Source organism: Pseudonocardia alaniniphila (assembly GCF_022524485.1).
In the GTDB taxonomy this organism is placed as follows: Bacteria; Actinomycetota; Actinomycetes; order Mycobacteriales; family Pseudonocardiaceae; genus Pseudonocardia; species Pseudonocardia alaniniphila.
Genome location: NZ_JAKXMK010000012.1, coordinates 33,127 through 59,499, shown reverse-complemented (window position 1 = coordinate 59,499; position 26,373 = coordinate 33,127). Strand labels below are relative to the sequence as shown.

At 67.8% G+C, this 26,373-nt stretch carries 24 protein-coding genes, 4 pseudogenes and 1 riboswitch; of the genes and pseudogenes, 16 read left to right on the top strand and 12 right to left on the bottom strand.

Translation table 11 applies throughout. The features are described from left to right. Positions 1–156 precede the first annotated feature (156 nt). Positions 157–1,320, bottom strand: coding sequence for a C45 family autoproteolytic acyltransferase/hydrolase (locus tag MMF94_RS15390; RefSeq protein WP_241037234.1), 1,164 nt, complete (start codon positions 1,318–1,320; stop codon positions 157–159). Continuing rightward, entirely contained in the window at positions 1,317–1,877 is a 561-nt protein-coding gene (locus tag MMF94_RS15385; protein WP_241037232.1) for a GNAT family N-acetyltransferase, read from the bottom strand. The genes MMF94_RS15390 and MMF94_RS15385 overlap by 4 nt, the downstream gene beginning before the upstream one ends. 125 nt (positions 1,878–2,002) lie before the next feature. On the opposite strand from MMF94_RS15385, the gene MMF94_RS15380 reads away from it, so the two are divergent. Further along, positions 2,003–2,920 carry a TetR/AcrR family transcriptional regulator C-terminal domain-containing protein gene (locus tag MMF94_RS15380; protein ID WP_241037230.1) on the top strand — a complete coding sequence of 306 codons (918 nt, stop codon included), beginning with the start codon at positions 2,003–2,005 and terminating at the stop codon, positions 2,918–2,920. A 324-nt stretch (positions 2,921–3,244) separates the two neighbouring features. Next, entirely contained in the window at positions 3,245–3,646 is a 402-nt protein-coding gene (locus tag MMF94_RS15375) for a YidB family protein (RefSeq protein WP_241037229.1), read from the top strand. 159 nt (positions 3,647–3,805) lie between these two features. Here MMF94_RS15375 and MMF94_RS15370 read toward each other — a convergent pair whose 3' ends face one another. Further along, the gene (locus tag MMF94_RS15370) at positions 3,806–4,300 is read right to left on the bottom strand and encodes a DinB family protein (RefSeq protein WP_241037227.1); all 495 of its coding nucleotides are present in this window, start codon (positions 4,298–4,300) and stop codon (positions 3,806–3,808) included. 203 nt (positions 4,301–4,503) lie between these two features. Here MMF94_RS15370 and MMF94_RS15365 point away from each other — a divergent pair. Further along, positions 4,504–4,626 (top strand): annotated as a pseudogene (locus MMF94_RS15365) (FAD-dependent monooxygenase); the annotation flags it as partial. A 146-nt stretch (positions 4,627–4,772) separates the two neighbouring features. Beyond that, positions 4,773–5,318 carry a GNAT family N-acetyltransferase gene (locus tag MMF94_RS15360; RefSeq protein WP_241037225.1) on the top strand — a complete coding sequence of 182 codons (546 nt, stop codon included), beginning with the start codon at positions 4,773–4,775 and terminating at the stop codon, positions 5,316–5,318. A 371-nt stretch (positions 5,319–5,689) separates the two neighbouring features. Here MMF94_RS15360 and MMF94_RS43375 read toward each other — a convergent pair whose 3' ends face one another. Continuing rightward, positions 5,690–5,818 carry a hypothetical protein gene (locus tag MMF94_RS43375; protein ID WP_277398749.1) on the bottom strand — a complete coding sequence of 43 codons (129 nt, stop codon included), beginning with the start codon at positions 5,816–5,818 and terminating at the stop codon, positions 5,690–5,692. Between MMF94_RS43375 and MMF94_RS43370 the strand changes: the two are divergent. The 4 genes and pseudogenes from MMF94_RS43370 to MMF94_RS43365 form a co-directional block, all read left to right on the top strand. Next, positions 5,772–5,984 (top strand): annotated as a pseudogene (locus MMF94_RS43370) (MFS transporter); the annotation flags it as partial. The gene MMF94_RS43375 and the pseudogene MMF94_RS43370 sit on opposite strands and share 47 nt — an antisense overlap. Positions 5,985–6,097: 113 nt before the next feature. Then, on the top strand, positions 6,098–7,045 hold the full coding sequence (locus tag MMF94_RS15355; RefSeq protein ID WP_277398739.1) for an MFS transporter: 948 nt from the start codon (positions 6,098–6,100) through the stop codon (positions 7,043–7,045). Then, positions 7,030–8,178, top strand: a pseudogene (locus MMF94_RS15350) (amidohydrolase family protein); the annotation flags it as partial. The gene MMF94_RS15355 and the pseudogene MMF94_RS15350, both read left to right, overlap by 16 nt. Before the next feature lie 74 nt (positions 8,179–8,252). Further along, on the top strand, positions 8,253–8,774 hold the full coding sequence (locus MMF94_RS43365; RefSeq protein ID WP_277398748.1) for an amidohydrolase family protein: 522 nt from the start codon (positions 8,253–8,255) through the stop codon (positions 8,772–8,774). A 26-nt stretch (positions 8,775–8,800) separates the two neighbouring features. On the opposite strand, the gene MMF94_RS15345 is transcribed toward MMF94_RS43365, so the two are convergent. Then, entirely contained in the window at positions 8,801–9,682 is an 882-nt protein-coding gene (locus MMF94_RS15345; protein WP_241037224.1) for a bifunctional 5,10-methylenetetrahydrofolate dehydrogenase/5,10-methenyltetrahydrofolate cyclohydrolase, read from the bottom strand. Between the two features lie 12 nt (positions 9,683–9,694). Next, a riboswitch (ZMP/ZTP riboswitch) is annotated at positions 9,695–9,776 on the bottom strand. A 151-nt stretch (positions 9,777–9,927) separates the two neighbouring features. Between MMF94_RS15345 and MMF94_RS15340 the strand changes: the two genes are divergently transcribed. Then, positions 9,928–10,656, top strand: coding sequence for an SDR family NAD(P)-dependent oxidoreductase (locus tag MMF94_RS15340; protein ID WP_277398738.1), 729 nt, complete (start codon positions 9,928–9,930; stop codon positions 10,654–10,656). A gap of 460 nt (positions 10,657–11,116) precedes the next feature. Here the strand turns inward: MMF94_RS15340 and MMF94_RS43755 are convergent. Next, a pseudogene (locus MMF94_RS43755) lies at positions 11,117–11,278 on the bottom strand (M24 family metallopeptidase); the annotation flags it as partial. 99 nt (positions 11,279–11,377) lie between these two features. On the opposite strand from MMF94_RS43755, the gene MMF94_RS15330 reads away from it, so the two are divergent. Further along, positions 11,378–11,587: a hypothetical protein gene (locus MMF94_RS15330; protein ID WP_241037218.1), complete on the top strand. Its 210-nt coding sequence runs from the start codon at positions 11,378–11,380 to the stop codon at positions 11,585–11,587. A gap of 67 nt (positions 11,588–11,654) precedes the next feature. Here MMF94_RS15330 and MMF94_RS15325 read toward each other — a convergent pair whose 3' ends face one another. The 3 genes from MMF94_RS15325 to MMF94_RS15315 form a co-directional block, all read right to left on the bottom strand. Continuing rightward, on the bottom strand, positions 11,655–12,821 hold the full coding sequence (locus MMF94_RS15325; protein WP_241037216.1) for a CopD family protein: 1,167 nt from the start codon (positions 12,819–12,821) through the stop codon (positions 11,655–11,657). A 139-nt stretch (positions 12,822–12,960) separates the two neighbouring features. After that, the gene (locus MMF94_RS15320; protein WP_241037214.1) at positions 12,961–13,434 is read right to left on the bottom strand and encodes a hypothetical protein; all 474 of its coding nucleotides are present in this window, start codon (positions 13,432–13,434) and stop codon (positions 12,961–12,963) included. Positions 13,435–13,643: 209 nt separating this feature from the next. Then, positions 13,644–14,261 (bottom strand): GyrI-like domain-containing protein, encoded by a 618-nt coding sequence (locus MMF94_RS15315; protein ID WP_241037212.1) that lies wholly within the window; start codon positions 14,259–14,261, stop codon positions 13,644–13,646. A 208-nt stretch (positions 14,262–14,469) separates the two neighbouring features. Between MMF94_RS15315 and MMF94_RS15310 the strand changes: the two genes are divergently transcribed. After that, positions 14,470–15,249 carry a phosphotransferase enzyme family protein gene (locus MMF94_RS15310; RefSeq protein ID WP_241037210.1) on the top strand — a complete coding sequence of 260 codons (780 nt, stop codon included), beginning with the start codon at positions 14,470–14,472 and terminating at the stop codon, positions 15,247–15,249. Positions 15,250–15,310: 61 nt separating this feature from the next. On the opposite strand, the gene MMF94_RS15305 is transcribed toward MMF94_RS15310, so the two are convergent. After that, positions 15,311–16,375 (bottom strand): ABC transporter substrate-binding protein, encoded by a 1,065-nt coding sequence (locus tag MMF94_RS15305; protein WP_241037208.1) that lies wholly within the window; start codon positions 16,373–16,375, stop codon positions 15,311–15,313. Between the two features lie 980 nt (positions 16,376–17,355). Between MMF94_RS15305 and MMF94_RS15295 the strand changes: the two genes are divergently transcribed. The 3 genes from MMF94_RS15295 (at position 17,356) to MMF94_RS15285 (ending at position 19,742) form a co-directional block, all read left to right on the top strand. Next, on the top strand, positions 17,356–17,811 hold the full coding sequence (locus MMF94_RS15295) for a hypothetical protein (RefSeq protein ID WP_241037206.1): 456 nt from the start codon (positions 17,356–17,358) through the stop codon (positions 17,809–17,811). 375 nt (positions 17,812–18,186) lie between these two features. Beyond that, positions 18,187–18,966: an inositol monophosphatase family protein gene (locus MMF94_RS15290; RefSeq protein ID WP_241037205.1), complete on the top strand. Its 780-nt coding sequence runs from the start codon at positions 18,187–18,189 to the stop codon at positions 18,964–18,966. A gap of 233 nt (positions 18,967–19,199) precedes the next feature. After that, positions 19,200–19,742, top strand: a complete 543-nt coding sequence (locus MMF94_RS15285) for a hypothetical protein (protein ID WP_241037202.1) — start codon at positions 19,200–19,202, stop codon at positions 19,740–19,742. Between the two features lie 385 nt (positions 19,743–20,127). Here MMF94_RS15285 and MMF94_RS15280 read toward each other — a convergent pair whose 3' ends face one another. Continuing rightward, entirely contained in the window at positions 20,128–21,837 is a 1,710-nt protein-coding gene (locus tag MMF94_RS15280; RefSeq protein ID WP_241037200.1) for a GMC family oxidoreductase N-terminal domain-containing protein, read from the bottom strand. Between the two features lie 1,027 nt (positions 21,838–22,864). Here MMF94_RS15280 and MMF94_RS15275 point away from each other — a divergent pair. Further along, complete coding sequence (locus tag MMF94_RS15275) at positions 22,865–23,992, top strand: acetylserotonin O-methyltransferase (RefSeq protein ID WP_241037198.1); 1,128 nt, start codon at positions 22,865–22,867, stop codon at positions 23,990–23,992. 1,144 nt (positions 23,993–25,136) lie between these two features. On the opposite strand, the gene MMF94_RS15270 is transcribed toward MMF94_RS15275, so the two are convergent. Continuing rightward, positions 25,137–25,406 carry a hypothetical protein gene (locus MMF94_RS15270; RefSeq protein WP_241037196.1) on the bottom strand — a complete coding sequence of 90 codons (270 nt, stop codon included), beginning with the start codon at positions 25,404–25,406 and terminating at the stop codon, positions 25,137–25,139. Positions 25,407–25,924: 518 nt separating this feature from the next. On the opposite strand from MMF94_RS15270, the gene MMF94_RS15265 reads away from it, so the two are divergent. Continuing rightward, the gene (locus MMF94_RS15265) at positions 25,925–26,371 is read left to right on the top strand and encodes a DUF4231 domain-containing protein (RefSeq protein WP_241037195.1); all 447 of its coding nucleotides are present in this window, start codon (positions 25,925–25,927) and stop codon (positions 26,369–26,371) included. Positions 26,372–26,373: the final 2 nt, after the last annotated feature.

Genomic DNA, 26,373 nt, shown 5'->3' with positions numbered 1-26,373 from the left:
TCGAACCTGACGGGCGCCCTGCCGGCACCCGCGGTGCGATCAGCCCTCCACCGGGTCGCCGATCCGTGCATGGCTCGAAGCCGTCCCGGTGATCACGTTGCGCAAGCTACCCGGTCTCGTGGAGCTTGTCGAAGTGCTCACGCCGCCCGCCCGGCCTCAGTGGACGGCCGTGAACACCAGTTCCTCGCTGTAGCGCAGGCCCGTCTCGTCCTCGCCGAGGAAGAAGTGCGTGGACATCGAGCGATCTTGCAGGTCGAACACCGTGCGCCAGAGCGTGCGCACCGGATATGACTCGGCGGTGGCCGCGTCGAAGCGGATCTCGTCGAGCGACTCCCGCAGCCGCACGGCCGACATCGCACCGCCCGTGCTCCCGTGCAGGCGGCGGTAGCGCTGGTAGGAGAGCATCGACTCCTCGTTGTCCTCCGGCAGCGCGGCCACGTCCGGGTTGCGGTGCAGCAGGTGGTTCGTCACGCAGAGCGCCCCGTCCGACTCGGTGATGTGCTCGTCGCCGCCCGGCCCGCGCTCCCAGACGAACGCCGCGCCGCTCGCGTCACCGACCAGGTAGTGCAGCGGCGTGCCGAGGTCGTACTGCTTCGCGTCGAGCAGCGCAGCCTTGGCGTCCTCGACGGAGGCACACGTGTCGAGCAGGAACCGCGGTAGCTGAGCGCTGGCCAGGCCGACCTGCGGCCAGGCGTCGATCGGCGCGCTCGCGTTCTCGCCGTCGGCGATGAGCAGGGCGACGGCCAGCCCGTGCTCGTTGACGCCCTCCATGCACCCGTCCAGCTCGTTCATCGTGATCAGCGTGGTGGCCGGGCCGTCGTCCGGCACGCTCGCGAGCACGTACGGGCGGGCGGCCATGGGCGGCCCCGCGTCCTCCACCTGATGGCCGGCAAGCATCGCGAAGAGCGCCGCCTGGCTGGTGGTGAAGAAGTCATAGTTGCGCCCGAGCAGCGCGTGGCCCTCGGCCGTGGAGCCGGGTGGGCAGTAGGCCGCCGAGCAGGCCGAGCCGTCCGGCACGCCGGTGAGCCCGTCGAGGTGGAACGCGTCGGCCTCGTAGTCGACGCCCGCCGCCTCCGCCACGCCCTGCAGCCGCGCGTGGTGCTGCGGCCAGTTCCGCTCGAACCACCGCCTGCGCGCCCTGGCCAGCACCCGGTCGCCCGTGGGCACGGGCGACCAGCCGTAGGTGGAGCGGGCCTCCTCGGCCAGCACCCGCCCGATCTCGGCCTGCGAACCACTGGCGCTGACGTGGCGCACGAGCATGAAGTCGGCGGTGCTTCCGGCCACGATCTCGCTGCGGACGGAACCGGTGGTCGTCGTCATCGGAGGTCTCCTTGTGAGGGGTTGGGTTCACGCCACATCGGCAGGACCGATGGGCCGTCGGGGAGGTGGATCGGGTCGCCGGTGGGGCGGAACCCGTGGCGTTCGTAGAGCGGCACGTTGCGCGGCGAGCTGGCCTCCAGATACGCGGGCAGAGCCTCGGCGTCCGCACGGGCGAGCCGGTCGGCCAGCAGCCGCCCGCCGAGGCCGCGGCCCTGCTGTTCCGGGCGCACGCCGAGGAACGGCAGGTAGAGGTGCGCCCGGCCGGACGGATGGCGGGCCGCGATCAGCTCGACGAAGATCCGTACCCGTTCGGGAACGTCCTCGGGCGGGTCGAACTCCTCGACCACCCGCCGCTCGGCCGATACCGGGAGCCAGACGGCCACGGCGTCGTTTCCGGCGAACGCCAGCTCGCCAACGGCCGCCGACTCCGCCGCCGGCGGAGCGAAGATCTCGGCTCCGTCGCCGGGCACGAGCCAGCGCCCCACCGGGTCGCCCGCGAAGGCCTCCGTGAGGATCGCGACCGCCCGCTCCGTTTCGGAACGCTGTACGGATGTCATGCCTCGAAACTAGGGATCACATGCCGACCGGGCAACAGAAATCGGGCAATACGGGGGAATTCTCCACCCGCGTCCATCCGGCACGCCGGCCTCGGTCAGCGCATGTGTACTAGTACGCTGACACCGTGGCTTCAGCTGTCGAACCGCCCTACCAGCGCATCGCCACCGCGATCCGGGAGCGCATCCGCGCCGGGGAGCTGCGGCCGGGCGATCGGGTGCCCTCCACGCGGGCGATCGTGCAGGAGTGGGGCGTGGCGATGGTGACCGCCGCCAAGGCGCTCGGCGTGTTGCAGCAGGAGGGGCTCGTGGAGGCCCGGCCGGGCATGGGCACGGTCGTGCGGGCGAGCGAGCACACCCGGGCGCCGCACCGCCGCGGCGGCCGCCCGCCGGCACTCACCCGGAGCCGGATCGTCGCCACAGCGATCGCGATAGCCGACGCCGAGGGCATCGAGGCGCTGTCCATGCGCCACCTCTCCACGGAGCTGGGTGTCGGTCCGATGACGCTCTACCGCTATTTCGCGGGCAAGGACGAACTGGTGCACGGGATGGTGCGGGAGCTGATGGCCGCCCGCCCGCTGCCCCCCTCCGGACCGGGGCACTGGCGAGCCGCGCTCGCGCTGGTGTGCCGGCTGCAATGGGATCTCTACCGGACCCACCACTGGCTGGCCGGGGTGATGTCGATGACCCGCCCGCTGCTCCTCCCGGAGGCGATGGCGCACTCGGAGTGGGTCCTGGGTGCCCTCCACGGGCTCGGGCTCTCGCCCGAGGAAATGGCCCGGGAGGCCATCACGCTGCCCGCGTTCGTGCGGGGCATGGCGCTCACGATGAGCGCAGAGGCCGAGGCCGAACGCGAGACCGGACTGACCAACCTGCAGTGGTGGCAGGCCATCGACCACGAGGTGCAGGAACAGCTCGGCTCCGGGCGCTTCCCGCACCTCTCCACCATGGCTGCCGGGGTCGTCGACGACCTCGACGGGCTGTTCGAGCACGGTCTCGCCCGGCATCTCGACGGGCTGGCGGCGCGGCTCACCGCGGTGCAGTAGGCGAGCGCCGCGGTCGCCGCCTTCACCATCGGGATGATTCTGGGCCGTGCGGTTTCCGGCCTGACTCTCGTCAACCACACCGTGCAATCAAGTGGTCCCGGAAAACGGATCTTCCGCGGCAACAAGGAATGCCTGGAAGCCCTTTGTGGATCGAGCTACAACGTGCGACAACCGCCGTCTCGCTCAGCCGTAAGCCGAGTGTCACCAACCCGAATGGCCGAGCACATCCAAACAGCTCGTCCTGGTGACCTTAGGCTCGGGTAGCTACGGTCAATTGGCGCTCAGATGCCGATGACGGGCGCCCCCTCGACCTAAGGAGGAATCATGACCGAAGGACTGAGTGGCATGCTGAGCAGCTTGCTCGGCGGTAAAGGCGGCGACCTCATCAAGTCTGCGCTGCAGATGTTCCAGGACGGCAGCGCGAAACAGGGCGGCCTCGCAGGCCTGCTCGATCAATTCATGGGCGCCGGCCTCGGGGACAAGGCCGACTCGTGGGTCGGCACCGGCAAGAACGAAGCCATCAGCGGCGACGAGGTGGAGCAGGCCCTCGGTAGCGACAAGGTCGACGAGCTGGCACAGAAGGCCGGCGTATCCCATGACGAGGCCAAGGAGGGGATGGCCGAAGTCCTCCCGAAGGTCGTCGACAAGGTCACACCGCAGGGCGAGCTGCCCGACACGGGCAGCCTGCAGGAGATGCTCGCCAAGCTCCTGAGCGGCGCGAAGTAGTTCGCCTGACGTCGGCTCGACTCTCCGACAGCGGGGGCTTCCGTTCGCCGGCCCGTCCCGGTTCAGCCGGTCGCCTCCGCTGTCGAGGGCGTCGTTTTCCTGGTGGTCGCCCGCGGCGAAGCTGTTGGCATCATCCTCGTGTCGTGTTCGCCGGGCGTCTTAGCGACCGGTAGTTCCGTCGATCTGCTCTCTGAGAATGTCTGCGTGGCCGGCATGGCGCGCCGTCTCTCCGGTCATGTGAGCGAGCACCCACCTCAGCGTGCGTCTCTCGCCCTCGAAAGACCCGACAGCGAGCGCACTCGGATCACCCACGGCTTCGATGGCCTTGTCGCTCTCAGCGATGGCCGCAACATAGTCGTCCATGATCTGCCGGGTGGTTCGTCCGGCCGGAATCGTCATGCTGAAGTCCCAGGTCATGTCATTGAACGACCCGACGAGATAGTGGCCGAACCAATATCTTTCCGTGACCGCCAGATGATGGACGAGTCCGAGGAGTGAGGTACCAGAGGGCACCAACGCACGGCGAAGCTGCTCATCGCTCAAACCATCGGTCTTCTTGATGACGCACTGCCGTACGAACGTCAGGAAGGCGACTGCCGTATCGAGCTCACCCGCATCGTTCCGCGGGACGGGTTGACGCTGTGTCTCTGCCACGGTCGCCACCGTAGCGGGCCCGTTGACCGCTGAAGAGCGTGCGAGAAATGCCGCGACTCGCGCGCCGGAGATTCCCGAGGATCCCCCGCTTCACGCCCTGCAGATCCCACACCCGCGACTCGAGCGCGGGCTCGACGAACGCGCCCGCGAACTCGGCTCCGACATACGCCGGGGGCACCAGGTGGTCGGGCCGACCCGACCCAGGCGCGGATCTACTGCTGGGAGAACCGCGCCGGCTCTCGCGCTTCACCTTCGCGGCTCGGCAGGCCGAGCGCTACCGCGACGGACAGATCCTGCTGGCAGGCGATGCGGCTCACCTGTTCCCTCCGCCCCGACGGCCATATCGCCTGGGCCGCAACCATCGACGAGCCCGCCGACACCGCCGCGTCCACGCTGTGAGAAGCACTCTCCGGCTGGTTCGGCGCGCCCCTGTGAACGACGGTGCCGCTCATCGATCAACCATCATGATCCGATGATCGACGCGGACGTCTTCCGAAACCAGCCGACGCTCACGGGCGAGCGTGTACGACTCGAGCCGCTGACCCCTGCGGTCCTGACCGACTATCTCGCCACATTGGACGACCATGAGGTGCAGCGGCTCACCGGCAGCCACGAGCATCACGACCCGGACCGCATCGCGCAGTGGCTCGCCACCCGGCAAGATCACCACGACCGGTCCGACTGGGCTGCCATCCGCATCACCGACGGCGTGTTCCTCGGCGAAGCCGTGATCAACCAGTTGGACGCCCACAACGCCTCGGCCAACTACCGGATCCTTCTCGGTAGCCCACACCTGAACCAGGGCTACGGCACCGAGATCACGCGTCTCGTCGTGGACTACGCCCTGGGCGCGGGCCTGCACCGGCTGAGCCTGAGCGTGTACGACTTCAATCCCCGCGCGCGGCGGGTGTACGAGAAGTGCGGGTTCGTGCTGGAGGGCCGACTGCGCGAGGCCCTGTACTGGGAAGGCGAATGGCACGACGAGTTCGTCATGGCTGTGCTCGCCGGCGACTCGTGAGAGCACGTCGGGCCTTCCGGCGCCGGATGCGCGGTCCTTCGGTGACGGTCGTTCTCCGAGGTATTCGGCCCGCCGGATTCACGATCGATGCGGTGGAGGAACCGCAGCCGGTCGAGGGCGCAAGCATACCCGACGATCTGATGCAGACCGATAGTACAAACACCACCTGCCGACCGCAGGAATTTCCGCAACGATGTCGCTGAAGCCCGCGACCGCATCATCCAGCGATGTGCGTTTTCTGGACTGCAGCGGACGGCGGCCTCACCGAAGGAAGCAGGTCACACGCCAGGGCGGTGGCCCACATGTCCTATCGATGACCACATGCGCCCGAGAGGCACGTTGTATGGAATGCCCGCCCCACCGTTCCACGGTCAGAGCTCGCCGATCGGGCCGCACATGAACGACGTCGGTGACCAGTCGCCCGGTGCGCGGCCCTCGACGGCGAGACTTGCGATCACCGCGCTGATCGGCACTGCAATCGAATGGTATGACTTCTTCATCTACGCCACCGCAGCGGCGTTGGCGTTCGACAAACTCTTCTTTCCGGCTACTGATCCCGCTGTCGGCACGCTTCTCGCTTTCGGGGCCTTCGCTGCGGGCTTCGTGGCCCGCCCACTCGGGAGCATTGTCTTCGGGCACCTCGGGGACCGGTTCGGACGGCGCAACACGCTGTCCATCACCCTCGTCATGATGGGATCCGCGACGGTCCTCATCGGACTTCTGCCGACGTACGCCACCGCCGGATCTGGGCGCCGATCCTGCTGGTCGTCCTGCGCATCGTGCAGGGCGTCTCGGCGGGCGGTGAGATGGGCGGCGCGGTTCTCATCGGCATGGAACACGCGCCGAAGCGGCGCCGGGGCCTCATGGGGTCGTGGGCAGCGGCGGGCGCACCGGCCGGGGTCACGCTGGCCACCCTCGTCTTCCTGGCGTTGAGCCCGCTCAGCCCGGACGCCTTCCTCTCGTGGGGCTGGCGCGTCCCGTTCTTCGCCAGCGCGCTGGTGGTGTGCATCGGCCTGTTCATCCGTCTGCGCTTGGCGGAGTCCCCCGAGTTCGCCGAGGCCGAAGCCACGGGGGCGACGATCCGGCTGCCCATCGTGGAGGTGGTGCGGGGCTACTGGCGAGAGGTCCTCGTCACGGCGGGGATGAGCCTCGGGGCGAACACGACCAGCTACCTGCTGGCGACGTTCTTGCTCTACTACTGGGCGGTCGAGCTCGGACTGCCGCGCGGGCAGTTCTTGATCGCGACCGCCGTCGGCACGTTCGCCATGACCGCGGGCGAGCCGTTGTTCGCGGCGTTGAGCGACCGGGTCGGGCGGCGTGTGGTCATGATCGGTGGTGCCGGCTTCACAGCGCTGTTCACCTTCGCGTGGTTCCCCGTGCTGGAGATCAGAGGCCCGCTGCTCATGGCCATCATGCTGGTGGTGGCGTTCGCGGGCGTGGCACCGCTCGCGGGGCCCATGGGAGCGGGCATCGCGGAGCTGTTCCCGACGCGGGTCCGCTACAGCGGATCGTCGGTCGGCTACCAGCTCGGTGCGACCATCGGGGGTGGGCCGGCCCCCGTGCTGGCGACGAGCCTCCTTCTCACCGGAGGAACGACGACGGTGGCGGTGTACGTATTCGTCACCGCGGCGATCAGCCTGGGCTGCGTGCTGATGCTCCAGCAGACCAGCCATGACAACGCCGCCGGCCCAGCGACGACGGCTGCAGCTGAATGGGGTCTGCGATGACCGAAGCCGAAGGCGCCACCGTCGTGCTGACCGGCGGCACCGTCCGCGTGGACGAGACACTCGTGGTCGACGCTCTGGGCATCCGCGACGGTCGTGTCGTCGCTGCAGGCGAGCTGGAGGAGGTTCTCCAGGCCTGCCCTGGTGCCGAGCAGGTCGACGTGTCGGGTCTCGTCGTGGCCCCTGGTCTCGTCGACACGCATCCGCACGCTCTGCACTTCGCCGCCTTCGCCGCGCCCACCGTCGACGTCGGTGACGCCCGAGACCACGCCGACATCATCAGCGCGATTCGCCGACAGGCCGCGCGGACGCCGGCCGGGGAATGGGTGATGACGACGCCCGTCGGTGAGCCGCACTACTTCATCGGCAGGACGTGGCGCGACCTCACCGAAGGCGTGCTGCCCGACGCCGTGACACTCGACGCGGGGACTCGCGATCACCCGGTCATGGTGCAGGCGTGGGCCCCCAATCTGCCGAACCACGCTGCCTTCAACACGGCAGCGCTCGCCGTTCTCGGGATCGGTCACGACACCCCGAACCATCTCGGCAACGTCGTCGTCGAGAAGGACGACTACGGCCGGCCGACCGGGCGACTGCGGGGGGCGGTGAACAACTACTACAACCTGAACCATGACGACTTCTGGGCAGCGAAATGGGCGCAGATACCGTTCGTGCGCCGGGCGTTGATCCCCGGGGCGGCACGCGAGGCCATCGCGGCACAGAACGCACTCGGCGTCACCACCATCTATGAGGGCCACGCGATGGAACCCGAGCACATCGCGGTCTACCGCACCCTGGCCGAGGAGGGCGCACTCACCGTCCGGGTGCTCGCGGCCTCCGAGGTGCTCGGCGCCGCTCTTCACGTCGGGTCCGCCGACGCAGCGACGCTGAGAGGCGAGCTCACTCGCGCCACGGCGATCGAGGGTGATCACGGTGACTTCCTGCGGGTCGACGGCTTCACCATCAAGCCTGCAGGGCCCTTCAGCAACGGCAAGATGGTCATGCGGGAGCCCTACATCGGGCCCTTCGGCGAGCGGACGACCGGCGAATGGCACACGTCGCCGTCCCTGCTCGGCACAGCGCTGCGCCAGCCGGCGAGCGAGGGGCTGCGCGTCAACCTGTGTGCGAGCGGACTCGGCGAGCACGACGTGATCCTCGGAATCCTCGACGAGATGCGGGCTGAAGGCAGCATCGACGGGAGCGAGCGCGGATTCTCCAGCACGCCTATTTTCTCGACGAACGTCAGGCGACGCGCTATGCCGAGCACGGCCTGCAGGTCACGGTCAGCATCGGATTCACCACGGGCAAGGGAGCGCGCATCCGGCAACGCGTCGGCGAGCACGTCATGGGCCATCTGAACGCGTTCCGTCGAATGATCGACTCCGGCCTCACCGTAGCGGGGAGCAGCGATTGGGGGCCCAAGAACCCGTTCGAATGCATCGCGCTCGCAACCACGCACCGGATCGGCGCGGGACCGTCGCGCAACGACGGCCCCGCGCAGGTGGTGAGCAGGCGAGAGGCCTACGCGATGTGGGGCCGCCGGGCAGCGGAGGTACTGGGCTGGCACGAGGTCGGCGACCTGCGACCGGGAAGCCACGCCGACCTGGTCCTCCTGGATCGTGACCCGGTCACCTGCGCTGTCGATGACCTGCCGGGCACCCGCGTCGTGGCCACCGTTGTCGCAGGTCGCACCGTCACCGGCGCGCTCCCCGGTTCACCGCGCGCGGGGTGATGAAGCGAATGTGGGCAGGGCCCCACTCAGGTTCTTTCCACCGTCCGCTCCGCGGCGGCGACAGCGTTCCGGAAGAGCATCGCCACGGTTGTGGGCCCTACTCCGCCGACTCGTGGAGTGATCGCGCCGGCCACCTGGTCGCAGGACTCCTCGACGTCGGGCAGTAGACGCCGCCCCTGGTAACGCACCCCGCCACCGATCACCACGCTGCCCGGGCGGACGTGCTCGGGGCGGATGATGCCGGGCACGCCGGCTGCGGCGATGAGGACATCGGCGTTGCGCGTGTAATCGGCCCAGTTCGGAACTCCGGTGTGCACGACGGTGACCGCGGCGTCGGCGGTGCGGCGCTTCTGCGAGAGCAGGATCGACAACGGCCGTCCGAGGGTGGCACCACGGCCGAGTATGACGACATGACGACCCCGGACGGGAATCTCGTAGTGGTCGAGCAGGGCTTCGATCCCTGCCGGGGTGCACGGAACGGGCGCGGGAAGGCCGGCGGCCAGACGACCGAGGTTCATCGGATGCATGCCGTCGACGTCCTTGTCCGGGTCGACCAGCATCAACGCCTCGCCGTAGTCGAGGTGTCCCGGGATCGGGAACTGGATGAGCAGCCCGTGCACCGCGGGATCGCCGTTGAAGGCGCGGATCACGTCGTGAAGCTGTTCTTGGGTCGCATCGGCCGCAAGATGGGCATGCGGGGACCGGAATCCCAGCTCGGCCGCCTGGCGCTGCTTGATCCTGATGTAGCCGGCGCTCGCATCGTCGTCACCGACGAGGATGGTCGCGAGCGAGGGCGTCACCCCACGGTCGCGCAGCGCCTGCGCCCGGGACCGGACGTCGTTCAGGACTGCGTCCGCAACCGGTGCTCCAGGGAGCAGGCGAGCGGTGGAGGTCTGTGCGATCGGCATGGAACCGCCTCGGGCGAGAGCCCAGGCGGTCGGCTCCCGCGATCAGGCTTCCCGATGGTGCTCCATCCTCGTCCCGCCAGTCGCGCGCTGCGACCAGCATGCCCGCAGCGCCCGTCCACCGTCGAGCCCCGCGGCTACTGAACGGACCGAGCGCGGGCTTCCATATCGACGTGCAGGGCTCGGGCCGAGGTCTCTAGGGTCTCGCGGATGACCTTCATGCCGGCGATCTTGGGAGCCCCCACGGAATGAAGAGGCTGGGAGATGGTCCTCTGGAAGCGGTAGTCACTGGAGCCGCTGGTGGCATCGGGCTGGCTTTGGCGGAAGCGCTGCATGCCAAGGGGGTTGAGCTCGTCCTGGTCGATGTCGACGCGGTCGGAGTCACCGCAGCGGCGACGCGGCTCGGCGCAACCGCCGTTACCGGCGATGTCGCCGATCCTGTGGCAATGCAGGCCCTCGCCGACCGCGCGCCGCAGGCCCGGCTGATCTGCCTCAACGCCGGCATCGTCGGACGGTCCGTCGGCGCGCCGTGGGAGGTGCCTGCTGAGGAATGGGACCGGGTGTTCGCGGTGAACGTGTCCGGTGTCGTCAACGGTCTGAGGGCCTTCGTGCCGCGGCTGCTCGCGATGGACGAGCCGGCCCACGTGCTGGTCACCGCCTCACTTGCCGGCCTCACGGTGTTTCCCGGTGGTGGCGCGTACGGACCGTCCAAGCACGCGGTGACCGCTGTCGTGAAGCACGCGGCCATGGTGCTGGCCGGTACTCCGGTGAGCATCAGCATGGTCTGCCCTGCTCTGGTGGCCACGGGGATGTCGCCCGAAGGCGTCTCGCCCGCACTCGTTGCCGAGGAGGCGCTGAGGACCGTTGAGGACGGGACGTTCGCGATCCTGCCCGAGGAATGGCGTGAGACCGTGGTCGACCAGATCCGCGCGACCGTCGCCGGGAATCAACCGGCACCACCCGTTCCGCGCGTGTAACCGTGTCGCTCCGGGAACGGCCACCTTCGGCACCAACGCGGTGGACTGGGAGCAGCGGGTCGATCTCGACGGGCTGCGCGGGGACCGGCTCCGGCGGCTGCGCGGGCAGTTGGAGAAGCCGGAGCTGGGCGCGGTGCTCGCCTTCGACTTCACCAACATCCGCTACATGACCGCCACGCACATCGGCACGTGGGCGATCGACAAATTGATCCGCTTCTCGTTGCTGGTGCGCGGTGGCGAGCCGATCGTCTGGGATTTCGGGTCCGCCGCCCGCCACCACCAGCTCTACGCGCCGTGGCTTGACTATTCGGGTGCGCAGGTCGAGGACCCACACGCGCCGCACCACGGCGCGACGCCGCTCAACCCCTCCGGGGCTCGAGCCGGGATCTCGACCCTGCGGGAACGCGAAGACCATGCCCTCCTCGAGCACCTCCGGGTGCTCCAGCGACACCAGCCGGGAGAAGATCGGCTTCTCCCAGATCGACAGCCCTACCCCGTGCCCGTGCTGCAGGGCGAACGCGGCCTCCTCGTCAGGGAAGCCGAACTCCTGGGCCGTGGGCCAGACCGACACCATGTCCGCGGTGGTGGCACCGGGCCACACCAGGGCGATCGCCTCGTCCATGTACTCGCGGCACCGCGTGTACGCGTCTCTCTGGGCGGCGAGGCACTGCCGACCGCGAACGTGCGGTAGTAGCAGGTGCGGTAGCCGACGTAGCTGTGCATGGAGACCTACTGGCCCTCCGCGGACGGGCTGGGCGCAGCGCGGATCGAGGAGGAGCTGGTGGTCACCGCCGACGGGTGCGAGGTGATCACCAAGTTCCCGGCCGAGGAGCTACTGGTGGCCGGTCGGCGCTACCACACGGTCGGCGGGGAGCTGCCGACCGTGCGCAACGCGCAGTCCCACCTCAACAGAGGAAAGATCTCCGGGTAGCGCCATTCCTGACGCCTCGAGCATCGACGCCCTTGTCGGCTGACGCCGTCGCGCCAAGCCCGGCAGCTCAGATCGCGGACTCCACCGGGACCCGCCGCCCGAGGCGGTCACCCAGCCGCGCAGCCGCGACGAACGACACGACGAGCATCGCGGCGAAGAGCACCCCGATCAGCAGCACGCTGACGTCCAGCTCGGGGCTGCCCGTCTCGCCGGCCTGCTTGCGAGCCGATCCACTGAGGAACGGCACGATGACGAGGACCGCCAGCCCGAGCAGCCCCTCCAGGGCGACGACCCGCGGGAAGTGCCGCAGCGTGAGGCGGAGCAGCGATATGTCGTCGGGCTCGATCCGGCGCACCCGCGCGATGCGGGGCAGCAGCGAGAGCTGGTTGAGCGCGCCTGCGATCAGCATCGCGAGCACCAGCACCAGCTTGATCAGCAGGAACCGGCCGTAGGTGGTGGTGAGCAGCTGGGCCGGGCTGCCGACGTGCATCCACAGCAGCCAGAGCCCGGACACGAGCACCAGCCCGACGGCGGCCATCGCCAGCGTGCTGAACGATGCCCAGACCGCGGCCCAGACGTCCCCGGCGCCGGGGGCGTGCCGGGCGGCCAGGGCGAGCCCGGCCAGCATCCCGAGCCCGCCGAGCCAGGTCGTCCCGCCCAGCACGTGTAGCTGGGTGAAGACGCCACCGAGCTCCTTCGCGACGCCGTTTGCGCTCGTCGGGACCGCACCGACCGCCGTGCCGACGACGGCGAGGACGGCGGCACTGCCGGCGAGTCTCCGCACCCGCGCCCGAGCAGCCGGGACGAGCAGCGCGGCGAGCACGAGCGCCGCCGCCAGGTAGAACGCGAACTGCACGGCCGTCAGCACTCCCGGGGCCAGCCACTCGCCATCGGCGGCCGGTTTGCCGATGTACGTCGCGATCGCGGCGGGCGAGAGCGCCGACCCGAACGGCATCCCCTTGCCGGCTCCCGCGACGGTCGCCGCGAGCTGCATCCAGAGCGCCACGACGAGCACCGGGCCGAGCACACCGAGCCCGGTCGCGGCCTTCCGGGCGATCGTGGGCGCGACAGCCGGGCCGTGCCGCAGAGCAGGACCGACGGCGAGCACGTAAGCCCCGGCGCCGCCGGTGGCTCCGCATAGTGCGGCGAAGTAGAGGAACTCCGGGAGCACCCGCCAGGCCGGCGGAGCGGCGGGCGCAGGCGCTGCGGCCGCAAACGTTGAAACGACAACCATGCAGTGAAGTTAGCCTTACCTTTCCCAGTATGCGTAGCGAACTGGATCACACGCAAACCGAACTTGTCACGCAATCTTCCCGAAACGGAGTACGACGAGGAGACTCCCGGCGGCCCTTCTCACGATCCGATGCCGATAACTAGGAAAGGCGCTCCGTCGACCCGGCGGCGAGCGCTGCCGCGATGTTCTCCATGATGTTCGTGACCATCGCCCCGTAGGGATCATCACCGAGTGCGTCACTTGCAGACCGAGCCCGAGCAAGGAAATCGGCGGCCTGATCCGCGTCGCCGAGGCGGCGGTGGTCGTCGGCAATACTCAGGTAGAGCGACGGCATGAAGCTGCGGACCTGCAACGACTCGTCGTATTTCTGCGCTCGTTCGTCGGTCACCGCGGCAACGGCAGCCAACGCTCGTTCGTCCCACAACAGCTCGCTGCGGTCGTCATCCTGGAGATCCGCTGTGAAGTGCGCGATCACGCACCGGTGGAAGGCATCGCCGTCGTCCTCCCCGATCTCGGTCCAGAGCGCCTCGAGGTCAGCCCGAGCGTCTGCCCTGTCACCCGTGCGCCCACGCTCGACGGCAGCGGTCAGGCGAGCCATCACGTCGTCGTTCATCTGTGCCCCTGTCTGACGGGTGTCGATCTGTTCGAGGATCGAGCCTCAGGTAGGTCGAGAGTCAACTGTGCGCTCGCGTCCACCCGCCCGGGACAGCGTCGACGTCTTGCTGCGGGTCTACGAAACTACCGGCACCACGACGTGGAGAGTCATCGACCGAGGGGGCGATAATCCGTCGCCCCTCGCACGGAATCCGACGATGAGATGGCTCATGCATCAGCAACGGGCTGTCGCAAGATCGTGCGCAGCTTGGCGGGTTCCGCCCTCCGCGGATCGCTGAGGTAGATCTCGTGGTGCTTTCCGACCAACTTGAGGCCCTGATCAGGGATGAACTCCTCGTGCATGTACCGCAGCAGGTCGGCCTCGTCGTCATAGGCCCCGACGTGGAGAGCCTGGACGCAGCGTCCCTCCGACAGGGCCTCCAGGCGGAGATCGTCGAGTCGGGTGGGTCGATCTTTCATGCCGACCTGCTCGACCGCATCAGCGAGCATCCCGGCCGTGATCCAGTCGGGAACCATGATCATCAAGGTCCAGTCCCACTGCGCCTTGTCCCGAGCGTTGGTGAAGGCGTCCATGTCGTCGGCCCACCACAGGCCCTCCAGCGGCATCACGACATAGTCACGGTCAAGGTCCTTCTTGCTGGCGAATTTGAGCTTGTAGGCCACCGGGTAGAGCGCCGAGACGGCGTCCGTGTAGACGGGCGTGTTCGGATCACCGTGACCATCGATCATGAGGTACTGCAAGTCCGGCACATCGGTGACCTGCGGTGAGTTGCGCCTCGCCCTGTAGCACTCCAGTTCCTGCTTGAAGTCGAGCTTGACTGCCACGAGTTCTCCTGGATCGACAAGTCACGATGAAGTGGCCTCGAAGCCTTCCGTGTCCCGGCGCGCCTGTCACGAGTCGAGCTGAGGAGCGGCAGGCGGTCCCGAAGGGTCGCGGACGCAGACGCGCTCGTTGGGACATGTCGCTGCGCGTCCCGTTGGGCATGCTGCTCGCAGATGCGGGCCCACGACGACGCGAATGGACGACTGCTGCATGAGCGACCGAGAAGAGCGCCTGCCGGGCGGCAACGTGACGGCGGGAGTCGTGCGCATCGGCAACACCGTCCGCCGACCAGCCGGCCCGCACACACCAGCTGTCCACGCCTTTCTCGAACATCTGCACGAGGCAGGGTTCACGTGGGCACCGCGACCACTCGGCGTCGACGAGCTGGGACGCGAAGTCCTTTCCTACATCCCCGGTTCCCCGGTGCACCCCGATCGGCTCGACCTGCTCGACTCCGATCAGTCACTCAGCGAGATCGGCCGGCTGATCCGCGCCTTCCACGACGCGGCCGCCGAGTTCGTTCCGCCTCCGAACGCGTGTTGGCAGGTTGCGATCCCCGACGTCGGCGCCGACCTGATCGTCCACCACGACATCGCCCCGTGGAACCTCATCGGCTCCGGCGACCGCTCCTGGACCCTGATCGACTGGGACTTCGCTGCGCCGGGCACCCGACTCTGGGATCTCGCCTACGCCGCCCACGGATTCGTCCCGCTCACCGCAGACCCATCGGCAACACGACCGAACCCAGCACGCCGTCTCCGCGTTCTCGTCGACGCCTACGACCTGGACGAGGGCCAGCGACACCGGCTGCTCGACCTGCTCCCTCAGCGCACACGTGCCATGTACGACCTGCTTGCCCACGGCGCCGACACCGGCACCGAGCCTTGGGCGACGCTGTGGCGCGAAGGCCACGGTCGAACCTGGGGCGCCAACACCGATTACATCGCCGACAACGCCGCGTGGTGGCGCGCCGCCCTACTCGACGAGTAGCGGACCGGTCCCGCCGCCCGAGGCTCCGACGAATTCACCCTCGAACCGTCGATGCAGGACACTAGGTCGCGTTCGCCCTGTCTATGAAGCCGCTTCGGTCGAGCTCGCCGACCACGCTGCTGTCGTAGAAGTCCTCGGCGGCATGGCGCTGCAGCTCCGGGTTCGGGAACAGCTGCATGACCAGCTTGATGCCATCGACGGCGGGGTAGGGCTTCTCCGGGAACCGGGCGACTTGGCTGTACATGTCCTGCTGCTGCCGAGGATCGGTGACGCCGTACCACTTGGCCAACGCGGCGTAGACGAGTTCCGGTTTCTTTCTCATGAGGGCGTACGACTCGATCGTCGCTTTGAGGAAGCGCACCGCAGTGTCCCTGTGAGCCTCGTACCATCCGACCTCCGCGTTGATGCCGGAGCCCGCGATCGGAATGTGGTAGTCGGACAGGTCTGCGAGGTCTTTTGCACCGTTCTTTGCGGCCATGGTGTAGTAGATCTCGCTGCCGATGAAGGCGTCCACCCTGCCCGCTTTGAGGGCCGAGTAGTCCGCGCCGTCACTTATCAGTGAGATATCGCGGCCCGGGGTCCAGCCTTTCTGCCGCACCAGCGCAAGCGCGATCAGGTTGCTCACCGAGCCCGGGGTGGTGAAGCCGAGGCGTTTACCCTTGAGGTCGTCGATGGACGTCACGGCCGGGTTGCTGACGATGTGAAAGCCCGCCTCGCTGTCGGTGGTGGCGAGAATGACGCGCTGTGTCGTGCGAGCGTCCGTCGTCATCGAGTTGATCAACGGACTGCCACCGCCGACCGAGATCTCCGCGTCATCCCCGTTGCCCCTGTCGACGAAATCGTCGGGCACGGTGATGCCGCTGCGCCGGATGCGGTCGGCTGCGCCCGCCGTGATGAACTCATGCACGTCCAGCCCGTATTTCTGGTAGATGCCGTTGTCGGCGGCGACCAGGAACGCGACCTTGTTCAGGGAGACGTCGCCGAGCGAGACGCTGACCGGCGTCAGATTCTGCGCGGCGCCTGGCGCGGGGCCCGGCCCGGTCGCGGCGCACGCTGAGCAGGCGAGCACCATGGCCAGCCACAGCCAGACACCAGGACGGGCTCGGCGCAAACGGGAGTTGCGCATGCATTCAGTCCCTTCATCGTGTGACGCGGACCCGGTACTGGAAACGCCGGGAGGACGACACGTTCTGGCGGGTCGCGGTGGCTCGGCTCGCGGTGCAGGACCCGACCGATGCCGTCAACCCGCTGCCCAGGCCACCCGCGTCGGGCCGTGCCCGAGCCGGCCAGAGCCATGGTCTCGACGCTACGGCGCAAGCTGTTCACCATCCCTGGACGACTCATCCGCTCCGCGCGGCGCCTGCACCTTCCCCACAACTGGCCGTGGGAGACCGCGTTCCTGACAGCGTTCAACACGATTACCGCGTAACCCATGCGATGTTGATCGCCCAGTGATTCTGCCCACCTCCAACCCGAGGAACCGAACCTGGAAAACCCGGACAGACCGGCGAGCTCACTCTGCCTCCAGGCCAAATCGCCGCCGATCAACAAGATCCTGTCGTCGAGAAGATCACCTCACATCTCGACCGCGGATCCGGGCCGAGACGGTGCCATAAAATTGGAAACGTCGGCCCACTACCTCGCGCCACGACGGCGCCTGCTCGGGACGAGGCACGACCGGGTTGCGGGCGAACGGGGGCGAAGCGCAGCACGCAAAGGTACGACCACGACACGAACACCGAGAATCGGCGGATCCTGCGCTCCGTGTTCCACGCAGGCAGCCAGGACGCAGAACGATCTTGAAAGCGAGGAGCGTGCCGCCGAAGTCTCAGGGCAACGCTGGCCGCGCCTTCCTCGCGCAGCGGCCCGCAGACAGCCCTCTCAGAGCCGGCAGGAACCGAACACCGGTGAAGGATTCGAATCTTCAAAGGCTGAGCCGACGGGTTACAGCGCGTTGTCAACATCGCCTTGACCTGCGAGTTCCCGCCCGACCTCCTCGGCACGTCCGTGCACAGTCCGTGGCGTGCGAGACGGGGCCGGTTCGGGCAGGACGCCGCTCACCGCACGACGTGGGGTCCCGTACCGCCAGTGTCCTAGCATCGCGAAATGGCCTCTGTCCTCATTGAGGATCTACCCCCTGCAACCGCTGACTTCCTCCACCGGCGCGCTCGTCGGGCAGGCGCATCCTCGGTCGCTGATCACATACGACACGAACTGATCACGTTGGCGAGGGAGCGGGCGCCCATCGACAACGTGGTGGAACTCGCCGCTGAGGAAGGCAGCCGCAGCCTGCCACAGCCTGAGATCGACCACGACGCGAGCGTTCTGCGCAGCACCTACAGCCTGCCGAGCGACGTATGGGAAACCCTGTGTGTCCGCGCGGCTGCTACAGGCGTTTCGGTCAGCGACTACGTTCATCAAGAGGTTGTGGCGCTGTCACGTCGGGGGACGATCGATGACGTCATGTGGGAATTCGGGGAAATGCAGGCCGCAAACCCAAGCCTCGACATCGACTTCGAGGCCGTCCTCAAGGCGGCAAGGTACGCGCGCGGCCTGGACTGATCGGCGATCGAGCCGGTTGCCTCGTCTTTGACTGCCCGCGCCCGAGGTGCTCTTCGCGCGGCGCGGGCTCGTCCTTGCCGTCTCGGCGCGCCGTGAGGAGATCGCCATCCCGCCGAAGGGGCGCCGGGCACGGGCGGAGCCCCTTGCGCGAGTTCCACTGCTCGTCGGCGACGCTCGATCTGACGTTGCGCGGGCCTCGTCAAGCCGTTGTGCCCCGCCTGTGGTCGTCTGGACCGGCCCCGTTTGACGGGGAGAGGATGAGAGTTCGGAGCCCGAGCGGAAGACGGGTTCCGGCAGACGCGCAAGCCGGGCGCTTCGGGTTCATCGTCGACCGACGCGTGACGGGGGCAGAACGTGAGCAGCGGGGGGACTCCGATGCAGAGCACAGATACCGAACTGGCGATTGCTGCGGTGCAGGCTGGTATGGACGTCGTCCGGGCAATGTCGGGCGAGCAGCTCGAGCGTACTCAGAAGGGCGCCGCTGACTTCGCAACAGCTGCGGACATCGACGCGGAACGCGCTATTCGATCGGTGCTCCGTGCAGGTCGGGAAAATGACACGATCGAGGGCGAGGAGCTTGGCAAGTCCGGGGGAACGGGGTCGCGCGTGTGGTTGGTGGATCCCCTCTGCGGCACCCGCAACTTCGCCTCCGGCGCGGGGGACTATTGCACGAACGTAGCGCTCTGTTTCGCGGGGTCGCCCACTATCTCGGCTGTAGGTGACCCTCGGCGTGGACTCATCTATTGGACCGACGGAGAGAACGCAGCGGTGCGGAACGAAGATGTCGACATGCCGCTCAGTCCGAGCGCGAAAAACCGCATCATCGAACTCAATGCAGATGAGCCGTGGGATGTCGCGGCCTCGTCCCTCCTCCGCGATCGTGGGCTGCGAGAGTGGATGACACCGAGAGTCAGCGCGACAACCCTTGCTCTGGCTTGGGTGGCGGCCGGACGCAGAGCGGCGTACGTCAACGACGGTGACCTACGCGGAAGCGTGCACTTCGCTGCCGGCATCGCTCTCTGCCAGGGGGCCGGATGCATCGTGACCGACCTACGCGGGGACGACATCGGCACTGGAGTCGGGCTCATCATCGCGGCCGACCATGACGTGCATGGCGAGCTGCGACACCGCATCAGCTCTCTGGGTGTTCTCTGACTCAGGGCTGGAGCGGTTGGCGCAGGCAAGGCCATGGGCTCCCTCCCCGTACTGGACTCCGCTCCAGGCAGTCGTGCCGACGGCGTCCATACCCGTGGCCGGTCGCAAAACGAGCGCTGAGGTTGGCCTCACGATGCCACGGCCCGCTCCATCGGCACCGAACTGCTGTGCCGGCGGGCCGGTGGCGAGTTATCGGGATGCAGGCGGCAGGGTGCGGCGGCGAGTATTGGCTCGTGCACATCGAGTTCGCGAGGCGCAAAGACGGGGGTTCTCTGGCCACGATCGACCGCCCGGACGGGGTCCGGCTCCTGCTGACCTCATACGACCGCGCAAACGCCGTCCCGCACGATCTCGCTCACTTCGTCGCCGAACGCGACCTCGGCCTGCGGCGGGGGTTGTGGGGCAGCATCGCCTCGGGGGCACTGTTCGACAGCCTGCAGTTCATCTCCGGGAAGCGGCGCCACAACGACGCAGCCCGATCACAGGCGGTCCGCCGGGCCAACGCCGACGAGCTGGCTCTCGTCGAGGTCCTGGTCGGAGCGGTGCACCGCGGCCTGCAACTGAGTGACACCGCCGCGACACGCGAGATCGAGCGCGCGTGGTCGAGCGTCCGCGACTCGCCGTGCCCGTTTCCGCCCGACCGACGAATCACCGCTGTCACCGAGCTGCGACGGCTCGGCCACCTCTTCGGCGAACTGGATACCTCCCGCACCCTGCCGCTCGACTGGCCCACTGCTTCGCCCCGCAAGACCGGCGGGAAACGACGGGGCCGCTGACTCCCGTTCGCCGGCCGAAGCGGCACAACTCCGCCTCTCGGTCCCATTCGGTAGTGGGGGCCGGGTAGCCGGCGCCGCCGGCCGCGAGCTGGACGGAGACAGGCGCGAGCGAGCCGAGCGGGGTCGGCGTAGCCGGCCCGCGCGCCGCCACCGGCAGCGCCCACTTCGGCGTGCACGCGGACGCTAGCTCTCGACTGCTGGCGTCTGATGCCGTCGTGTAGGGGTTGACCACCGCGTTCCTTCACTCCTGACCGCCACTCGACTGTCACACCCGTTTTGGCAGGTCAACAGGCGTCGAGTGACAGAGTGACAGGCCGGACCGAGCCGCTCGGCAGCGATGCCGCGGACGTGATCGGCCCCCACCGTGAAGGGGGCCCGTGTGGCTTCACCGGTCGTTGACGCGACTTCCTGACGTCAGGAAAGTGGCCGCCCGCTCGGCGATGGCGAGCACGGTGGCATTCGTGTTGCCCGAGACGATCGAGGGTATGACGGACGCGTCGGCTATGCGGAGGTTCTCGATACCGTGCACCCGTAGATCCGGAGCCACGACCGCATGTGTGTCCGTACCGATGTGACAGGTGCCCACGAAGTGGTGGTAGGTGGACAGACTCCGTCGAATGTGGTCGCGCAGATCGGAGTCGCTGCGTGCGGCAGTGCCGGGGGCGGCCTCGCGTTCCCGCCAGCCGTCGAGGGACCTCGCCCCGCCGAGTTCCCTGGCCCGTTGCACGCCGACGACGAGGCGCTCGAGGTCGCGCTCGTCGGCCAGGTAGTTCGGGTCGATGAGCGGCGCCGTGCCGGGGTCCGCGTCGGCCAGGCGGAGCGAGCCGCGGCTGAACGGGGTCATCAGCGCCACACGTACCGAGTACCCGCTCTCCTCTCCCGGCCGCAGGCGCGGATAGAGGGGGCTGTCGAGAAAGATCATCTGCAGATCGGGCTGGTCGGAAAGACCGCTGCTGAACAGGACGTTCGGCTTGCGGAAGAAGCCCCTCGCAACCGGCTGACGCGCCGTGTACGCAAGGGCGACGAGCGGGTGGTCGTGCAGGTTCTCGCCCACACCGGGCAGGTCCGCCCGCACCTCGACGCCGACCTCGCGCAGCTGCTCGGCCGGACCCACCCCCGACACCATCAGCAGCTGCGCCGAGCCGAACGCACCGGCGGTGAGGACGACCTCACGCTGCGCCTGAACCGTATGTTCCGCGCCGTCCCTGATGTAGACGACACCGCGGCACCGCTGCCCGTCGAGGACGAGCCTGCGGGCGACTGCGCGGCCGACCACGGTGAGATTGCGGCGGTGCAGGATCGGGCGCAGGTAGGCGTCGGCGGCGGACTGGCGCTTCCTGCCGACGACATTCACTTCGGTCCACGACGAACCCTCGCCTTCCGCCCCGTTGAGGTCATGGTGGTAGGCATGACCCGTTTCGATCGCGGCGTCCAGAAGGGCGTCGAACAGCGGATGGGTGTCGTGGGCAGGCGCCGCGATCATCGGTCCACTGGTTCCCCGGTAGGCGGAATCGCATCCCGGCGCGGTCTCGCTGCGCTTCAGGAACGGCAGCAACTCCTGGTAACCCCACCCCATCGCGCCGCCCTTCTCCCAGGCGTCGTAACTGAGAGCGTGGCCGCGGATGTGCATCATTCCGTTGATACTGCTCGATCCCCCGAGGACCTTTCCCCGCGGAACAGGATGCACGGCGCCTTCGGTCTGCTTCTGCGGAGTCGTGGAGAACGCCCAGTCGACCTCCGTACCGGGCAACTGTAACCAGGAACCCGGGTCCGACACGGCGGGAGGGGCATCCGCGGTGCCGGCCTCCAGCAGCATCACCGTCACCGTCGGATCCTCGGAGAGCCGGTTGGCCAAGACGCATCCGGCCGTCCCGCCACCAACCACGACAAAGTCACATTCAATGACCATACAACAAGTGTAAACGTCTTTTGCGTAAGCACGTCGCAGCTCAGCCTTGATCACATCAGGGAATATGACAGACCTCAAATCGTTGCGAAGTCTGCCACGATACTGGGGGCAGCTGCACGGCGTGGATACAACCGCGCATTCCGAGGGGCCACCGGGGCGCGCGGCGCCGCCGTGGACCTCCTGCATGCCGTAGGCGCTCCCGGCACCACCATGCTCCCGGCGGTCGACGCGTCGCGCCAGCCCACTCGGGTCGTGTGCGCAACGTTGGACTAAACGGTCAACAGCAATGTGCGCCAGGCTTTCGTCCGTCTGCGACCCATATAGATCGCCTGCAGCGTGGGGCGACAGCAAGCGGGATAGATGTCCGGACAGGCAGTGAGGCGGAGCGACGCACTGCGGCTCCCTTCCAGCGGCTCGGATGGGGCGGGTCAGCCACCTATTGCTGGGAGGCCGGACGCTGGGCCCTCCGCTTTATCCAGGCGGGCGGGCTTGGTGCGCGACCACCGGGATGCCTCACGCGCCGACTGGAGGACGCCCGGGCGATGTGGTGCGCGCCACTTGCCGCCCTCCTGCGGGCCGCCTGTTTGATGCCATACCCTGGAACGAGTAGTCCAGTTTCAATGCTGACTGTTCCGCAAGGGTCGCATCCCGTCTTGGGAGATCGGCGGGGCGCCGAGTCGCAACCGCCGCATCGCAGTTCAACCAACGTGAACAGGAGATCGAAATGTCTGAGCCCTACTCACTCCCCACTGAACCCGAAGGCGTCGTCGCGTCGCTACTCGAGCGATTTTACTGGGCAAGGTCAGTGCAATAATGATGATCGAGCACGAGCTGGGGGCCGTGTTCATCGCGAGGCATGGCCGTCACCGATGACACCGAGATCGCTGCCGAAATCGAATGCCGCATCAGGCTCATTCTGCCACTGGATACCATTGACAGGCGAATAGAATCCAGCGGGCAATCAATAGGCCGCACCGCGTGCCGGCGACCCTCGCAGAGACCATGACCAAACGCGGTCCACACCACGGCGCTTCGGGACTCGGCACCACTGCGGGCGAAGGCGATGGCGCCTGCAAATCAAGCCGCGGACAGCCACGCAAGAGAATTGCAAGTCGCGGACGTGAAGTTGTCGACGTAAGTCGGATTCGAGATCGCGGCCAGATGCTCACGGGGATGACGAAGCGACAAACCCATGACGCGCGCTGGAAAAGTCGTGATTCGCATCGTCGAAGAGGCCATCCCTGAGAATTTACGCAGTGACGGCAGGACGTTCGAGGGTGGATCTAGCACGTTCGCGCGTCTTGAGGACGAACAGAGCGGGAAGGGAGGGCGCATGCAGGAAGAGACGGACGTCCCGAGGGACCGGTTGGAGCTGCTCGCTGACGGGTATCTGGCGACGCAGCTGCTGTACGTCGGCGTCGATTTGAAGCTCGCCGAACGACTGGCCGACGGTCCGAGAACAGCGGAGTCGCTCGCGACCGAGATCGGGGTGGACGCCGGCAAGCTGCGCAGGGTGATGCGCGGGCTCGCATCGTTCGGCGTGTTCGACGAGCCGGGCGACGGGAGCTTCGGGCTGACCGCGACCGGAACTCTGCTGCGGGAGGGCGTGCCTGGGTCGGCACGCGCAAAAATCTTCGCCAGGGGCGAGCTGTATTACGGTGCGTTCGGCAAGTTACGCGAAGGCGTTCGCGGCGAACGTAGTGCGTTCGAACTCGTGCACGGCACCGACGTCTGGGACTACCTGACCGCGCGTCCGGAGCTCACCACGGCGTTCCAGGCGCATATGACCGACCGTTCCACCCGTGAGGCTGCCGCCGTCGTGGCGTCCTACGACTTCGGCAGGTTGAGCACGCTCGTCGACGTCGGTGGCGGGCGCGGCGTGCTGCTCGCGGCCCTCCTCGCTACCAACCCCGGTCTGTCCGGCGTGCTGTTCGACCGGCCGGACGTCGTCGCGGACGCGCTGCCGAGCCTGCCGGAGGGCACCGGGATCGTCGGCGGCGACTTCTTCGCGGAGGTGCCGGCGGGCGCCGACGTCTATGTGATGTCCAAGGTGATCCACGATTGGGGGGACGAGGAGGCGACGCGCATCCTCGGCACCGTCCGCAGAGCGATGCGGCCGGACAGCACGCTGCTGCTGGTGGAGTCCGTGCTGCCGGCACGTGCCGTCGAGTGCCCCGCCACGGTCCGGCTCGACCTGCTCATGCTCGCGATGGTCACCGGCCGCGAGCGCACCGAAGCCGAGTTCGCCGAGCTGCTCGTCACGGCACGTCTGCGCCTGCAGCGGGCCATCGCAATCGACGACTCCCTCGGTCAGCACATCCTCGAAGCGGTGCCGGCCTGACAAGTCGCGCCGCTGCGGTGGGCGTGCGCCCAGCTGCTCCCGTTCCGCGACAGGCAGGCTTACGAGCTCCTGGCCTCGATGCGGTTGCGCACGTCCCCGCGTGCACCCGCTTTCGCTGGTCCGCGCGCTCGCGCTGCTGGAGCCGTCGGGGCGTACCCCACCGTGGCACGTGTCGTCGAGCACGGGCTGCCGTGGTCGGACGAGTGGTATCGACTGGGCACCATGATCGGAAGGCTGGCCGGGCGACCTGGCGGGTCGGTCGCATCGGCCGGTGGCGTGTCCGCACCGGGTCCCCGCCGGAACTGACTGCGTCCTGCGCACAGATTCCGAGGAGCACGGAACGACTCCCGACGGCCGACCCATCCATGGCGTCCGCGGCGGCCCCCTCCGAGTGCCTCTACGGCCGGTTGTGGGCGTTGGCTGGACTGCCGCTCTCTCCGCGGAGGAGGCCGCCTCAATGCGCACTCCCGGCCCGACGCCCTGCGACACACGGCCGTGTCTTGGTGGCTCAACGGCCGGGTACCCGCACCTCAGGTGGCCGCATGGGCCGGACACAGCGTTGATGTCCTGCTGCGGGTCTATGCCAGGTGCATCGCGGGGCCAGAACGACGCGGTCCGCCGCCGGCTGGAGGAAGCGCTGCGCAATGGCTCTTCATGATCGGTCCGTGCATGGTCTGTGGCCAGCCGTAGAAGCCGGATCGGAGCCGGACAACAGACGAACGGCCCTACGTTTCCGCAGTTCAGGGGCCGTTCGGCCTGGGTGTGGCAGGTGAAGGATTCGAACCTTCGTAGGCTAAGCCGACGGATTTACAGTGCGCTGGCATATCGGCTCTGACCTGCGGCGTAAGGCTGCTCCACCTGTTTGCGTCCGTGCATAGTCCGCGCGGGTTGTTCTTGCCCCTCGCACTCCGGGTCCTGGTGGGGATCTCCTCGCGGCGCGGGCTCGTCCCTGCCAGATCGAGGGGTGGGGTGCAAGGTATGCAGTCCAGCCTTGCGCCCCACCCCTTGGTCTGGCTGCCGTCTCGGCGCGCCGTGAGGAGATCACCACCCCGCCGCACTCCCCTGATCTCCGAGCGGTGTCGGGTTCGGGCGGAGCCCGAGAGGTCATATCGACTCGGGCGCCGCCACCAACGGCCGAGGCGTTTCAACCAAGCTGCGGGCTGACCTCGGCCAGTGCCGCGCGCTCCAGCGCCTCCGATTCGTCGTCCGAGGGCCATGCGAGCGACTTCGCGAGGTGACTCACCGCGAATTCCCACTGCACGGCCAGCAGCCGGATCGTCAGTACCTGGTCCATGGGGGGCCACTGACCGTCGACCCACGGGACCTGGTCCCAGCCGGCTTGGCGGATGTCGCGTGCGACCGTCTCGGTCGCTTCGTCGAAGCCGTGCAGCGCGTTCGTCGCCGTGTTGTCCATCGTCGCGTCGATGACCGACCATGATCGTGCGGTGAGCTGGACAGAGACCGAGACGTCGGCAGGACACATTGGGTGAGCATCTCGCACCCTGCACGCCGCGTGTGAGAGAAGCCGTCCGACTCGTGGCATGGGCCGGGTAGCCGGTTCCGCCGGCCGCGACCGGGCCGGAGGTAGAGGGAGCGAGCCGGCGGGGCCGGCGTGGCCGGCCCCGCGCCGCCGGAGGCGGCGCGCTTGATCTCATACAGGCAGATTCGGCAATGACTTGGGCTGGAGACCTGAGCTACGGCACCGAGGAGCCGAGCAGCGGATGACGCCCAGTCGCCGGAGACCAGCTTGTCCCGCGAGGTGATCCGCTCGTCCCCGACCGGGCGCCCGGATGTGCCCGGACACTGAGCACCAACATCAGGAAATGCCGTTCGGCGCAGACTTCCGTCCGTTAACCGTGCGAGCAGTGGCGCACTCAACGAGACAGCCGGACAATAAGGACTTACCGTCTAATCTCTAAACTCGGAGAGTCTGTGGAGCAAGGGCACGAACCTGGCTACGCTCTGACAGTTGCCGATAATTCATTTCATTGGTATCGCACTGCCGCAATCCGCGCACGCCGACTCTATCGCTCGTCTGAAATCGGGGCTATCGTCCTATCCGCCTTCGTTCCCCTTAGTATCGCAATCATTCCGAGCAATACGATTGTTCCGGCAATACTCGGCTCGGTGGTAGTTGTCGTAACCGGCCTTCGGTCGGTTTTTCATTGGCACGAGAATTACTTGCGTTTTAGTCGTGCGCGCGAGGCGGTCGAAGCCGAGCGCCGTCGGTATCGGTCGGGAATTGCGCCTTATTCGGACACCGTTGCACGGGATGGCATTCTCATAGAGGCAGTCACGCGAATTGAGCAGGAAGAGATGGGTCAGTGGCTGCAGGTGGCAGCGCAATCAAGAAGCGATCAGGCGAAGCAGAGCATCTAGAT